The 12,804-nt window shown below is 73.7% G+C and carries 15 protein-coding genes; 1 reads left to right on the top strand and 14 read right to left on the bottom strand.

Annotated features, from left to right (window positions below; all coding sequences use genetic code 11):
- Positions 1–81: 81 nt before the first annotated feature.
- The 10 genes from ACIP67_RS24935 to ACIP67_RS24890 form a co-directional block, all read right to left on the bottom strand.
- Positions 82–1,314, bottom strand: a complete 1,233-nt coding sequence (locus ACIP67_RS24935) for a cytochrome P450 (RefSeq protein ID WP_401694723.1) — start codon at positions 1,312–1,314, stop codon at positions 82–84.
- Positions 1,311–2,579 carry a cytochrome P450 gene (locus tag ACIP67_RS24930; protein WP_401694721.1) on the bottom strand — a complete coding sequence of 423 codons (1,269 nt, stop codon included), beginning with the start codon at positions 2,577–2,579 and terminating at the stop codon, positions 1,311–1,313. The genes ACIP67_RS24935 and ACIP67_RS24930 overlap by 4 nt, the downstream gene beginning before the upstream one ends.
- Positions 2,576–3,199 carry a GTP-binding protein gene (locus ACIP67_RS24925; protein ID WP_401694719.1) on the bottom strand — a complete coding sequence of 208 codons (624 nt, stop codon included), beginning with the start codon at positions 3,197–3,199 and terminating at the stop codon, positions 2,576–2,578. The genes ACIP67_RS24930 and ACIP67_RS24925 overlap by 4 nt, the downstream gene beginning before the upstream one ends.
- Entirely contained in the window at positions 3,171–3,533 is a 363-nt protein-coding gene (locus ACIP67_RS24920; protein WP_401694717.1) for a DUF742 domain-containing protein, read from the bottom strand. The genes ACIP67_RS24925 and ACIP67_RS24920 overlap by 29 nt, the downstream gene beginning before the upstream one ends.
- Positions 3,530–3,952: a roadblock/LC7 domain-containing protein gene (locus ACIP67_RS24915; RefSeq protein WP_401694715.1), complete on the bottom strand. Its 423-nt coding sequence runs from the start codon at positions 3,950–3,952 to the stop codon at positions 3,530–3,532. Before ACIP67_RS24915 ends, ACIP67_RS24920 begins: the two co-directional genes overlap by 4 nt.
- The gene (locus ACIP67_RS24910; RefSeq protein WP_401694713.1) at positions 3,949–5,448 is read right to left on the bottom strand and encodes an ATP-binding protein; all 1,500 of its coding nucleotides are present in this window, start codon (positions 5,446–5,448) and stop codon (positions 3,949–3,951) included. The genes ACIP67_RS24915 and ACIP67_RS24910 overlap by 4 nt, the downstream gene beginning before the upstream one ends.
- 281 nt (positions 5,449–5,729) lie before the next feature.
- Complete coding sequence (locus ACIP67_RS24905; RefSeq protein ID WP_401694710.1) at positions 5,730–6,770, bottom strand: NAD(P)-dependent alcohol dehydrogenase; 1,041 nt, start codon at positions 6,768–6,770, stop codon at positions 5,730–5,732.
- A 21-nt stretch (positions 6,771–6,791) separates the two neighbouring features.
- The gene (locus tag ACIP67_RS24900) at positions 6,792–7,571 is read right to left on the bottom strand and encodes an SDR family NAD(P)-dependent oxidoreductase (RefSeq protein WP_401694708.1); all 780 of its coding nucleotides are present in this window, start codon (positions 7,569–7,571) and stop codon (positions 6,792–6,794) included.
- Positions 7,572–7,578: 7 nt separating this feature from the next.
- Positions 7,579–8,259: a TetR/AcrR family transcriptional regulator gene (locus ACIP67_RS24895; RefSeq protein ID WP_401694706.1), complete on the bottom strand. Its 681-nt coding sequence runs from the start codon at positions 8,257–8,259 to the stop codon at positions 7,579–7,581.
- A gap of 134 nt (positions 8,260–8,393) precedes the next feature.
- The gene (locus tag ACIP67_RS24890; RefSeq protein ID WP_401694704.1) at positions 8,394–8,861 is read right to left on the bottom strand and encodes a hypothetical protein; all 468 of its coding nucleotides are present in this window, start codon (positions 8,859–8,861) and stop codon (positions 8,394–8,396) included.
- 363 nt (positions 8,862–9,224) lie between these two features.
- On the opposite strand from ACIP67_RS24890, the gene ACIP67_RS24885 reads away from it, so the two are divergent.
- Positions 9,225–9,461, top strand: coding sequence for a hypothetical protein (locus ACIP67_RS24885; RefSeq protein WP_389523572.1), 237 nt, complete (start codon positions 9,225–9,227; stop codon positions 9,459–9,461).
- 78 nt (positions 9,462–9,539) lie between these two features.
- Here the strand turns inward: ACIP67_RS24885 and ACIP67_RS24880 are convergent, their stop codons facing one another.
- From ACIP67_RS24880 to ACIP67_RS24865, 4 genes are all read right to left on the bottom strand, one after another.
- Positions 9,540–10,898, bottom strand: coding sequence for a DUF3500 domain-containing protein (locus tag ACIP67_RS24880; RefSeq protein ID WP_401694702.1), 1,359 nt, complete (start codon positions 10,896–10,898; stop codon positions 9,540–9,542).
- Between the two features lie 57 nt (positions 10,899–10,955).
- Positions 10,956–11,405, bottom strand: coding sequence for an ArsR/SmtB family transcription factor (locus tag ACIP67_RS24875; protein ID WP_401694700.1), 450 nt, complete (start codon positions 11,403–11,405; stop codon positions 10,956–10,958).
- Between the two features lie 250 nt (positions 11,406–11,655).
- On the bottom strand, positions 11,656–12,030 hold the full coding sequence (locus ACIP67_RS24870) for a hypothetical protein (RefSeq protein ID WP_389523565.1): 375 nt from the start codon (positions 12,028–12,030) through the stop codon (positions 11,656–11,658).
- Positions 12,031–12,318: 288 nt separating this feature from the next.
- A complete protein-coding gene (locus ACIP67_RS24865) occupies positions 12,319–12,771 on the bottom strand; it encodes a flavodoxin family protein (protein WP_389523562.1) in 453 nt (150 codons plus the stop codon).
- Positions 12,772–12,804: the final 33 nt, after the last annotated feature.

Genomic DNA, 12,804 nt, shown 5'->3' with positions numbered 1-12,804 from the left:
GCACGTAGGTTCGAGGCGTCGCGGGGGTACGACCGGAGCGGGGGACCGGTCGTACCCCCGCGCGCTCACGCGCCCGGCCGCTCAGCCGCGCGGGCGGACCGGGATCTCCCGCCAGCCGAAGGCGATGAACGACGGCACCTGCCGCAGCGCCTCCGCGCCGGCGTCCAGCCGCAGCTCGGGGAACCGCTCGAACAGGGCGGGCAGCGCGGTCAGCGCCTCCATCCGGGCCAGCGGGGCGCCGATGCACCGGTGCACCCCGATCCCGAACGCCAGATGGTCGTCCGCCCCGCGCGCCGCGTCGAACACGTCCGCGTCCGGCCCGTAGCGCGCCGGGTCCAGGCCCGCCGCCGCGTACGTCGTGATGATGGCGTCCCCGGCCGGCACCGTCACGTCCCCGACCTTCAGGTCGTCGACGGCGAACCGCAGCGGCAGCGAGGCGATCGAGGGATGCACCCGCAGCGTCTCGTCCACCACCGCCTCCCAGCCGATCTCGCCCCGCCGCACGGCCGCCAGCTGCTCGGGCCGGTCCAGCAGCGCCACCACCGCGTTCCCGATGAGGTTCACGGTCGTCTCGAACCCGGCCCCGATCACCAGCAGCAGCGTGTGCAGCAGCTCCTCGTCGCCGAGCCGGTCGCCGTCCTCGTCACGCACCCGGATCAGCTCGGTCGTCATGTCGTCGCCGGGGTGCTCCACCTTGTGGGCGATGAGCCCGCCCAGCACCGCGCCGATCTGCTCCTGCACGAACGCGGCGTGCTCCGGGCTCGGGTCGGTGGTGTCCATGATGGCCGCGATCAGCCGGGCCGTGGCGTCCCTCATCCCCTCGGGCACGCCGAACAGTTCGCAGATGATCCGCATCGGCAGCGGATGCGCGAACCCCGCCTTCAGATCGACCACCTCACCGCCGTCCGCCAGACCGTCCAGGAGCTCCCCGGTGATGGCCTCCACCCGCTCCCGCAGCGCCTCCGTGCGCCGGTGGGTGAAGCTCGGCGCCACCAGCTTGCGCAGCCGCGTGTGGTCGGCGCCGTACGTGGAGAGCATGTTGACCACGCCGACCCAGCCCAGGATCCAGGCCCAGGAGGGGTGTTCACCGATCTCGGGCCACAGCCGCCAGTGCCGGCGCGGGTCCTTGCTGACCCGTGGATCGAGGATCAGCTCCTTCAGGACGTCGTAGCCGGTGGGCGCCCAGGCCGGGATGCCCCCGGGCAGCTCCACGGGCACGAGCGGACCGAGGGCGCGCAGCCGGGCGCTCTCGCCCGGGATGTCGGAGCCGAACGGGTCGAGGGCGACGCGGTCGACGCGGGGCGTGAGGGTCACGACGGGACTCCTGGCTGGTCGGGGGAGCGGGGCGCGAAACGGACGGGCAGGGCGGTCAGCGAGCGGTGGAACGGGCCAGGCCGCCAGCTCAGCCGCTCGCGGGGCAGGACCGGGGCGAGATCGGGCAGCCACTGGGTGAGCCGTTCGATCGCCTCCGTGACCAGCAGCATCGTGTGCTGCCGGACCGGGCAGGCGTGCGGACCGGCACCCCACGACAGGTGCGAGGCGTCGCGCGGGTGACGGCCGCCGGCGGCCTCCCGCCCGGCGTGGGGGGAGCCCTCCCCGTCCCGCGGGCCGCGGGGGAGGCCGAGCGCTCCGTACGACACCACGACGGGCACCGCCTCGCGCAGCCGCACCCCGTGCAGGACCGCCGGCCTGCGGGCGTAGTAGACGCCGTAGTTGGCCAGCGGCGTCTCGTGGTGCAGCACCTCGACCACCGCGTCCATGACCGGGCGGGCGCCGCTGGTCAGAGTGGAGTAGTAGGCCGGGTTGCCGAGGATGCGGGACAGGGTGTTGGAGAGCAGGTTCGCGGTGGGCTCGTAGCCGGCGCCCAGGGTGAGGAACACCTGCCAGGTGACCTCCTCGCGGGTCAGCCCGGCCGGGTGGGCGAGGAGCCGGCTCGGCAGGTCGTCGCCGGGGCGCTCGGCCTTGGCCTCGATCAGCTCCAGGACGTACCGGGCGTACTGGGCCTCGCCCTCGGCGGCCTGCGCGCCGCCCTCCATCATCTTGCCCAGCCCCTCGTCGAGCCGGTCGCCCTGGCTGTCCGGCAGCCCGAACAGGTCGTTGAGGACCAGCGCCATCAGCGGCCGCGAGAAGTCACCGACCAGGTCGGCCTCGCCGCGCGGCCCGATCCGGCCGGCCAGCAGCCGCACCGCCCGGTGCACGCGCGCCCGCAGGTCGTGCGGCTCCACCAGGTCGAACACGTCGATGAGGGTGGCGCGGTAGCGGACGTGGGCGGCCCCGTCGGCGAACAGGGCGTTGGGCCGCCACCGCATCATGCCGAGCACCGGGGAGTCGGCGGGGACGGTCTCCTCCCACGCGCGCGGGTCGTGCGAGAACGTCTCCGGGTCGCGCAGCACGTCCAGCGCCGCGCTCCGGTCCGTGACCAGGTACGCCGGCACCCCGGGCGCCAGCTCGGCCCAGCCGACGGGCCCCTGGGCGCGCAGGGCCGCGTAGTAGCGCTGCGGATCGGCCGCGAAGCCGTCCTCCCACAGCCGTACGGGCGCCGGCCGGGGGACGTCGGTCCGGTCCGGGGCAGCGGTCATCGGTCCTCCTCGGATCCTGCCTCGATCAGGTGGTCGACCAGGGCGAGCAGCGCGTCGATCGAGGAGTCCGCGTCGCGCGCGTCGCACGTCACCATCGGCGTCCCCGGCTCCAGGTCCAGCGCCCGCCGCAACCGCTCCTCGCCGTGGTGCCGCGGGGCGTCGGGAAAGGCGTTGAGGGCGACCGCGTACGGCAGTCCGCTCTCCTCCACCAGACCGAGCACGTCGAACGACGCGTCCAGCCGGCGGCTGTCGACCAGGACCAGCGCGCCGAGCGCCCCGTGGGCGATGTCGTCCCACAGCGACCGGAACCGCTCCTGGCCGGGGGTGCCGAACAGGTACAGCACCACCCCGCCGGGCAGGCTGATCCGGCCGAAGTCGATGGCGACGGTCGTCGTCGCCTTCTCCCGGACCCCGGCCAGGTCGTCCACCCGCGCGGACGCCTCGCTGAGCGGCTCCTCGGTGTGCAGCGGCCGGATCTCCGAGACCGAGTCGATCAGGGTCGTCTTGCCCACCCCGAACGGCCCCGCGACCAGGATCTTCACCAGGTCGCGGGCGGTGTCGGGCAGGTGGATCGCGTCGGGTGCGCCGACACTAGGGGTGCTTGAGGGCGCGGAGGCCATCGGCCACTCTCTTCAGCAGGTCGGGGTCGAACCGGTCGGCGGGCGGGACCGGCGCGCGGGTGAGGACCAGGTCCCGGTCGGCGAGACCGCCCGCCAGGACGCGCACCGCGGAGACCGGCAGCCGGAGCAGCGCCGCCGCCTCCACCACCGTGAGCGTGCCGCCCTCCAGGACGTCCAGCAGGGCGAGCTGGGCGGCGGGCAGCCCGGCCGGCACGGGCTCGGCGCTGCGGGCGAGCACCGACAGCCGCTCCAGGTGGGGGCGGCTGGGCCGGGCCACCCCGCCGGTCGACAGGTAGGCGGGGACCAGGGGGCGGCCGGCCCGGCGGCCGGTCATGCCGGGGCGGTGTCGTCGGCTCCCCGGGGCACGGCTGCCATGGCCTTCTCACCGAGCCGCGCCACCTGGGAGTGGACCCGGTGCGCCAGCAGGTCCAGGCGCACCTCGCCGTCCCCGTACGCGGCGACACAGGTGCCGTGGTCCGTCGGCACGATCAGGACGTAGCCGTGGTCCGACTCGATGACGATCTGGCGCACCTCCGCCCGGTCCCGGTCGGCGAAGGCGGCCGCCGCCGTCCGGCAGGCTCCCTGCACGGTGCTGGTGATGGCGGCCACCCGCTCCGCCGACGCCCGCGACAGCGCGTCGGTGTACCCCGTCACGAGCCCGTCGCGGGTCAGCATGACGGCGGCCAGCACGTGCGGCACCTGCAGGACCGGTTCCAGCACCCATGCCGTGTCGCCCGTGTTGCGGCTGGTCATCGGGCCGCCCCTCCTTCGTGGTCGGTGTGGTCGGTGTCGTGGGCCGCCGGTGCGGGCCCTTCGGGCGCGGCCGCGGCGCCGGAGCGGGCCGCGGCGGTGCCGGACTGGAGTGCGCCGAGTGCCGCGGCGGCGTCCTCCGGGCGGCGCGCCGGCGGTGGCGGCGCGGACCGCTCGGGTGCGGACCGCTCCGGGGCGGACCGCTCGGGTGCGGCGGTGGCGCGAGTACGGCGGCGGCGCTGCGGCAGCCCGTCGGCGTCGCGGGACGCGGGGTGGCGCAGGGGGTCTGCGGCGGTGTCCTGCGCGCCGTAGGCGTGCGCGGTGGACGGGGCCGCCGGTGCGGTCGGAGCCGAGGGGGCGGACGGCGGTGCCGGGGCCGCCGGGGCGGTAGGGGCCGGGGAGGCGGGAGGGGCGGTCTGGGCGGTTCTGCGGGTCGTTCGCGGGGCGCTCGCCGCCGGGGGCCGGTCGGCCGGGTCGAGGTGGCTGAGGAGGCGGCTGTCGACCCGCAGGACCGCGCGGACGCCGCCGTAGGGGGAGACCGAGGACAGGTCGACGGCCAGGTCGAACTGGCGGGTGAGCCGGCCGATCGCGGCGAGTCCCATGCGCGGCGGGTCACCGAGGTCGGTGAGCAGGACGGGGGCGCTGCCGGCCACCAGGCGTCGGGCCCGGTCGCGTTCGTCCTGGGTCATGCCGAGGCCCGCGTCGTCGATGGTGACGCACACCCCGTGGTGGACGTGTTCCAGGCTCACCACCACGTCGGTGTCCGGCGCGGAGTGCCGCAGGGCGTTGTCGAGCAGTTCGGCGACGACGATGGCGACGGGCTCCACGGCGTGCGAGACCAGGGCCGTGCCGGGTTCGAGGTGGTTGTGGACCGTGACCCGGTGGTACCCGGCGAGCCGGGCCTGGCCGCCGGTGACCGCGTCCACCAGGTGCGATTCCTCGCGGGCGAGCCCCACCCAGGCCCCGCACACCACCGCGGCGACCTGGGCGCGGCGCAGCGACTGCTCGTTCTCGTGGTCGAGCTGGAAGAGGATCTGCGCCAACTCGGGGTCGTCGTAGCGCTGTTGCAGGCCGCGCAGGGCGTCCTGGAGCCGGTACAGGGCGGCCTGGATCTCCCGGGTGGCGCCGCGCATGCCGGCCTGTGCGGCGGCGTCGACGCGGGTGCGCTGGTCGGCGACCTCGGACTGCACCGCCAGCAGGACGTTCTCCAGGGCGATGCCGAGGGGGGTGCCGAAGGTCAGGGGCTGGAGCGGGCCGGGGACGTCGAGGTGGGGGTGGGCGACCTGGCGCACGGCGGCGGGCACCCGCCGGGCCGCCAGGTGCGCGACCTCGGCCGTGAACGCCTTGGAGGAGCCGTCGAGCCGGGTGTGCAGCGCGGTGATCTCCGCGTGCTGCCGGGTCCGTTGCCGTCGTAATCGCAGCAGCCCGCCCCCGAGGGCGAGCGCGGACAGTGTGCCGGCGGCGAGGCCGCCGGCCACCAGGTCCGGTAATTCGATCATCGATTCGGTTCCTGGAGGGTCGGGCGGATCGGAGACGGGAGGGCAGGGGGTGCAGGGAAGGCAGGGGGCCCGAGGCGATCGGACCGGGCACCCGCAGCACAGTACACACCGTCATTGATCGGTCTCGCACGGTGGAGCGGTACTTCGCTCCGAAAGTGCTCGGAATCTGATCGCTTCTGCGTCGACTGTCTGAATTGCCTTGCCCCACAAGCGAGTTGGTCTGCCCGCTCCGACTGCCCTTCCGGTCCCGGAGGTTCCCCGAGAGGGCGGGCCCGGGCCGATCAGCCGTTCGGCAGGATCACCGCACGCCCGTTGATCTTTCCGTGGTGCAGCCGCTCGTAGGCGAGCGGGGCCTCGTCGAGGGAGAAGGTCTCGGTGTGCACAAAGACCGCACCGGCCCGGGCCAGCGCGAGCACCTCCGACAGTTCGCCCCGGCTGCCCCAGTACGGCGCGTGGACCGACACCTCGAAGGGCAGCCGGCCGAAACCCACCGGCAGGGTGCCGCCGCCGATGCCGACGATCGCCACCTCGCCCTCGACGGCCGCGACCGCTCCCGCCGTCGCCACCGTCGCCGGCGCGCCGACGAAGTCGAAGACGGCCTGCGCGCCGAGGCCGCCGGTGAGCGCGCGCACCGCGTCCGCCGCGGCGGCGTCCGACAGCACCGCGTCGTGCGCGCCCACCTCCCGGGCGAGCCGCAGCTTGTCCTCGCTCACGTCGAGCGCGATCACCCGCGCCGGGGTCAGCGCCCGCAGCAACTGGATGGCGACGTGCCCGAGGCCGCCCGTGCCGATGACGACCGCCGCCGAGCCCGGCACCAGCCGGGGCAGGGCACGCTTGATCGCGTGGTACGGCGTGAGTCCCGCGTCGGTCAGCGGAACCGCCGCCACCGGGTCGAGACCGTCCAGGGGCACCAGGTGCCGGGGGTCGTCCACCAGCATGTATTCGGCCATTGCGCCCGGCGCGCCCAGTCCGGGCGGCCGGATGCCGAGTTCGTCGGCGCGCAGGCAGTAGTTCTCCTTGCCCTCCGCGCACTTGACGCACGTCCCGCAGCCCCAGGGCCCGTACACGGCGACCGCGTCGCCCTCGCGCACCCCGGTGACCCCCGCGCCCAGCGCGGCGACCGTGCCGACGCCCTCGTGGCCGAGGGTGAGCGGCAGTTCGTACGGGAAGCCCTCCGCGGGCCAGCTCATCACCGCGATGTCGGAGTGGCACACCCCGGCCGCCGTGACCTTCAACAGGACCTGTCCCGGCCCGGGTTCGGGGTCGGGGACGGTGACGACCTCGGGCGGCGCGCCGATGGCGCGGTACTGCAGTGCCTTCATGACCTGATTCCCTTTCCGCGCTCAGACGGCCGTGTAGGCGCCGTCGACCAGGTGGTAGCTGCCGGCCACGAACGAGGCGCGGTCCGACAGCAGGAAGACGATCAGCTCGGCGACCTCCTCGGAGCGGCCCAGGCGGCCGGCCGGGTGCAGGCCCACCAGGCCGTCGTAGGCGGCCTGGTCCATCTCCCGCAGCAGGGGCGTCTCGATGAAGCCGGGGCCGACCGCGTTGACGCGGATGCCGCGCGCCGCGTACTCGGCGGCGGCCGACTTGGTCAGGCCCACCACGCCGTGCTTGGCGGCGACGTACGCGGGGGAGCCGGCGAAGGCCACCGAGCCGAGGACGGAGGCCACGTTCACGATCGCGCCGCCCCTGCCGCCGGCCTCGATGACGGGCAGCTCGTAGCGCATCGAGTAGAAGACGCCGTCGAGGTTGGTGCGCACGACACGGTCGTACGCGTCGATGTCGTACTCGCCCGTCGGCGCGCTCGGGCCGCCGATGCCGGCGTTGTTCACGGCCAGGTCCAGGCCGCCGAAGGTGTCGACGGCGAACCGCACGGCCGCCTCGACGGAGGCGGGGCGGGTGACGTCCAGCTCGACGGCGGCGGCGGACAGGCCCTCGGCGGTCAGCTCGGCGGCGGCCTTCTCGGCGCCCTGCGCGTTGAAGTCGGCGATGACGACGTGGGCGCCGCCGGCACCCAGGCGGCGGGCGGTGGCCAGACCGATGCCGGACGCGGCGCCGGTGACCAGCGCGGTCCGGCCGGAGAACTCGGAGGCGTAGTCGGTGACGGGGGTGGTGCTCATGGTGCTCTCACTTGTCGGTAGTGCCGGGGGAGCCCGCGGACGCGGCCTCCCCGATCAGGGCGTCGTAGGCCCGCTCCACCAGGGCGGCCAGGTCTGCGGCTCCCGAGTCGTGGTCCGCGCCGCGCGCCCAGAGGCGCAGCGCGGCGGTCAGGACGCCGGCGGCGGCGTCGACCACGACGGCCGGACGGACGTCCTGGACGTCGTCGGTGCCGAGCCGGTCGGCGAGGATGCGGATCGACTCCTCCTGGGCGTCGACCCGGATGCGTTCGTACGCGGCGAACAGGGCGGGCTCGCGGTCCACCAGGGCGAGCAGCCGCCGCATGCGCGGCCGCACGTGCCAGGCCGGGTGCTCGCGGTCGGCCAGCCAGGCGCGCACCGCGCGGCGGTAGGCGAGCAGCGGGGGTTCACCGGCGGGCCGGGCGCGCAGCAGCGCGTTGATGCGGTCGCCGTCGCCGCGCACGAAGTCGAGGGCGGCGTCCTCCTTGCCGGTGAAGTGCCGGCTGAAGGTGCGGCGTGTCACGTCCGCGCGCTCCGCGATCGCCTCCACCGTGGTGCCCGTCAGGCCGTGCTCCAGTATCAGGTCGATCGCGGCAGTGGCCAGGGCGTCCCGGGTCTGGCGCGCCTTGCGCTGCCGCCGGTCCTCGGGGGTCCCGGCGGCCGGCGCGGTCGGGGGCTCCGTTGCCTTCATGCCTCCGAGAGTACACCTTGGTGTCCCCATGGGACATGAGTCCCCCCGGGACTTGTGTCCCATGGGGACATGGGTGGCGAGAAGGGTACGGGGAGGGGTACGGGCCTCCCGCCGGACGGCCGCGCTCCGGGCGCTCACGCCCCGTTCGGCGGGGTCAGGACGGCGAGGGAGGCGTTGGCCTGACGCAGGGCCAGTTCCAGTGTGGCGGGGGCGTGCAGCGCGCCGGTGCCGTCCGGCGGCACGAGCCACTCCAGGGACCGCGCGGACCGGTACGGCGGAGGCACCGCGATCCAGGAGCCGCGGCCCGCGTGCCGCACCCCGGCGCCGATCCACCGGCTGCCGGGCTCGGGCGGCAGGAAGAAGCCCACCCGGTGGGCGGCGGTGTCCACGAGGGTCGGCCCCGGGACCGGCAGCGACGGCTGCCACAGCAGGTCCAGGGTCAGCAGGCCCAGATGGCCCGGGACGCTGAGCACGTCCCAGTAGCGCCCCGCCTCCAGCAGGACGATCCCGCTGCCCTGGTCCCAGTCCCGTTTGCAGGCCCTGGGGTCCCTCGCGGCGGCGGCGAGCCACTCCACGCCCCGCGCCCACATCGCATCGCTCATGTCCGGCTCCACAGCACTTCGCCCGGGCCGGCGCACGAGGGCGCGCGGCACACCGTTCTCGGGCCGCCGTCGGCCGCACGCCGACGCGGCACCTGCATGCTGGTAGATATTTCTACGGGGCGGAAGGGGTGGCGGGTCGTGGCGTTACGGGTGTTTCGTTCGGGTTCCGCGTCCTTGTTCGGCCGGGCCGGCGAGCAGCGCGGTGGCGGGTGGCCGGGCAGCGTGGTGGGCGGGTGGCCGGGCAACGTGGTGGCGGGTGGCCGGGCAACGTGGTGGCGCATGGTCCGGTGTGCCCGCGGGGGCGACGGGTACCCGGCGACCGGATCGGCGAGATGTCGAGGACCACGCTGGAAGGAGACTCGCATGGCCAGTGGCACCGAGACCGGCGACGTGACCGGCACGCGGGACAAGGACTACAACCTCATCTGGTACGTGGAGGCGTGTCTGAACAACGCGCTGCGCCTGGAGACCTACATCCAGGACGCCGAGCGCGACAAGGACACCGAGATCGCGGACCTGTTCCGCAAGGCCCAGGCGGACAGCCGCAAGGGCGCCGAACTGGGCAAGGACCTGCTGCGCGCCCGCCTGAGCGGCGGCTGACGCGCACAGGCCGCGGGGCCCGGACACCGTGAGGAGATCACGGCGTCCGGGCCCCGGGTCCGGCCGCGGAGGGCCGGTTCAGTGGTCGTTCTCCAGGTGCAGCTTCAGCAGGTCCACCCCGTAGTCCCCGCCGTTGGGCGTGCGGATGATGGTGTGGATGTGCTGCTGGGTGGGGGTTCCGCCGCCCATGCCGCCGCCGCCCGGGCCGCCGCTGGGCATGCCGGTGGGCTGGCCGGTGGGCTGGCCGCTGGGGGCGCCACCGCCGCCGCCCATCTGGGCGTTCTCGCCGTAGGCCAGCGGGGACTGGGCGTCGTACTCGATGAGCACGACGGGGCTGTGCACCCGGTAGTAGAACGCGGAGGAGTCCTCGGTCTCGCCGATCCAGTAGAAGTACGTGTCGTCGAGGTGGTCCTCCACCTCCTTCAGCTTCACGGTGGCGTGCCCGTCGTCCATGTAGCCGACGTAGACACCGACCAGGTCGAGCAGCTTCTGCCGCTGGGCGGAGGTGAACTCCTTGGCGGCGAGGCCCTGGTAGGCCAGCTTCAGGTTGTCCTGGCCGGCCCCGGCCACCATGTCGGTGCCGCCCTTCTCGTCGGTGGAGATCACCTTCTTGCGCTGCGCCGAGGTCAGGGACCGCAGCAGCGCCAGACCGGCCGTGGTCTCCGGCTTGAAGAGGGTGATCTTCTCGCCGTTGTAGGTGGCCGAGGTCGGCTCGGAGCCCATGAACGTCGGCGTCATGACGACCTGGTCGCCGAGGACGAAGTAGTTGATGGCCACGTGGTGGCCCTCGTACTGGAAGCCCCAGGGCTCGGTCGTCGAGGGGGTGCCCATCACGGTGAAGAAGTAGTGGCCCTCGGTGAGGGTCTCCTTGCCTCCGCCGTTGTAGTCGCCCAGGAACGCGTTGAGCTTCATGATGTTGCGGGTCTGGGTGAGGCCCTTCGCCGACAGGGCGGTTCCCAGCAGCGCGTACCCGAGGTCGCGCTGCTTCTCCGTGAGGTCCCCCATGCGGGCGCCCTTGCGCTCGTACCCGTCGACATTGCTCCAGGCGAGCCATTCGTCGGCCTTGATGTCGTACAGGGTGGACCGCCGCTGCGCCGTCGACAGACCGTCGAGGAAGGCCTGCGCGGCCTTGACGAGCGCGTCCGTGGAGACGCCGGTGGAGTGGATGGAGTACAGGTCGTCGACGACCTTGCCGTCGGTGGTGACACCCACGAAGTCGGCGTACTTCACCTCACTCGCCCCCGGCCCCATGCCGCCCGGGCCTCCCGACGGCATACCGCTCGGAGCGCCGGAGGCGGAGGCCGCGGTACCGGAGGACTCCGAGGAGCAGCCGGTCATCGTGGCCACCGCGGCGGCACCGCCGACGAGCAGCGCCTTGTTCATGAACCAGCGCCTGCTGCGCTCGGCTTCGGGAGTACGTGGTCTGTGTCCGTGCATGCGGTCCAACCTCCACGACGGACCTGAAGCGGACCTGTGAGCGCGCGGCGGTGCCCGTCACCCCCCTCCCGGACCGCCCTGCGGGACGGGCAGCGGCACGGGGAGCGGGGCCTCGGGGCGTGCGGGCGGCCCCTGTTCGGGGGCCGGCTTCGGGTGCGCGGGCCCGGATCGCGCGGGCGGCTCGGTCTGGCGCAGCTCGGCCAGCAACTCATTGCGCCCCGCGAGCAGTTCGGTCAGGATGCGACGGGCCGCGCGCAGCAGTTCGGCCACGTCACCGCCGGCGAGCGCGTAGCTGACCGTCGAACCCTCCCGGATCGACACCACGATCCCGGAGCGGCGCAACACCGCCAACTGCTGCGACAGGCTGGACGGTTCGATCTCGATCTCGGTGAGCAGGTCCCGCACGGCGACGGGGCCGCCCTGGAGCAGTTCGAGGACCCTGATGCGCACGGGGTGCCCGAGCATGCGGAAGAACTCGGCCTTGGCCTGGTAGAGGGGAACCTGCATGGTCGATCGCTCGCTCCCTGCCGCTTTCGGGTCCTGCGTCCTGCGCTCTGCGGGTTGTGCGCTCTGCGGGTTGTGCGCTCTGCGGGTTGTGCGTCCTGCGGGTTGTGCGTCCTGTGATGCGTCGTTCCGCGTCCGTCACGATCCTGGCGATCGCGGGCCCCGCACGCCCCGGTGATGCACGGATGTGGATGTGTCGAGTTGAAGAAGACCGCAACTCGCGGGCGTGCGAAGCCGCCTGCCGCCGGTGCCGCTACACCTCGAGCTGCGCCTCGATCCGCTTGAGCTGGTGCCGGGCCATGGCCAGGTTGGACCGGGCGCGGTCCAGGACGAGGTAGACGAACAGGCCGGTGCTCCGGCGGCTCCCGACCAGGCGGATGATGTGGTACTGGCTGCCGAGCGTGATGAGGATGTCCTCGATCTCTCCGGTCAGGCCGAGGTGCTCCATCGTGCGGACCTTCGCGCGGACCACGTCGGTGTTGCCCGCGGCGGCGATGGACAGGTCCAGGTCCTTGCCGCCGCCGAGCGTGCCCAGCGCCATACCGCTGGTGTAGTCCACGACCGCCGCGCCCAGCGCCCCCTCGATCGCGGTCATCATCTCCTTGAGGGAGATCTCCACATTCGCCACGGCGCTCCTCCTGCCGGTTGCGCGGGCCCGGGTTCCTCCGGCCCCGCTCGTGCCCGGAACGGTACGGAGCGGGTCACCCGTGAAGGGGGCGGGTTCCGGAACTGGGGCAAGTGTGCTCGAAAAGTGAAGATCCTTGTCGTTTTCTGACCGGTGGGCGGGGTGCGGTTGTGGGTGAGGCCGTCGGTGCGGAGCCGTGACGGCAGCTTCAACTCGGCACGCACATCAGGGAGTTGATGTGCCGGTGCAGGTGTGTCCGGTCGTCGGTGTCCGGTCGTCAGTGTCCGGTCGTCAGTCCATCAGGCCCGCGGCCGTCGTGGCGCCCAGTTCCCAGCAGGCCTCGAGGTCCGCCTTGCCGGGCTCCCCGGTGACCGTCACGGGCTCGGCGGCGCGCCGCCAGCCCAGGCCCGTCGTGACGGCCTCGATGCCGCGGACCGCGCCCGTGACGTCGTTGCCGCCGTGCACGTAGTAGGCGAAGGGGCGGCCGCGGGTGGTGTCGAGGCAGGGGTAGTACACCTGGTCGAAGAAGTGCTTGAGGGCACCCGACATGTAGCCGAGGTTGGCCGGGGTGCCGAGCAGGTAGCCGTCGGCGGCCAGGACGTCGGAGGCCGTCGCGGCCAGCGCGGCGCGACGGACCACCCGGACGCCCTCGATCTCGGGGGCCGTCGCGCCGGAGACGACGGCCTCGAACATCGCCTGGCAGTTCGGGGAGGGCGTGTGATGGACGATCAGCAAAGTGGCCACGGCACCGAACCCTGCCCGTCCGGCGGGCCGGCC

Origin of the sequence: Streptomyces sp. NPDC088812 (assembly GCF_044750285.1) — a bacterium.
In the GTDB taxonomy this organism is placed as follows: Bacteria; Actinomycetota; Actinomycetes; order Streptomycetales; family Streptomycetaceae; genus Streptomyces.
The sequence above is the reverse complement of the archived record's forward strand: the minus strand, read 5'-3'. Positions and strand labels throughout refer to the sequence as shown.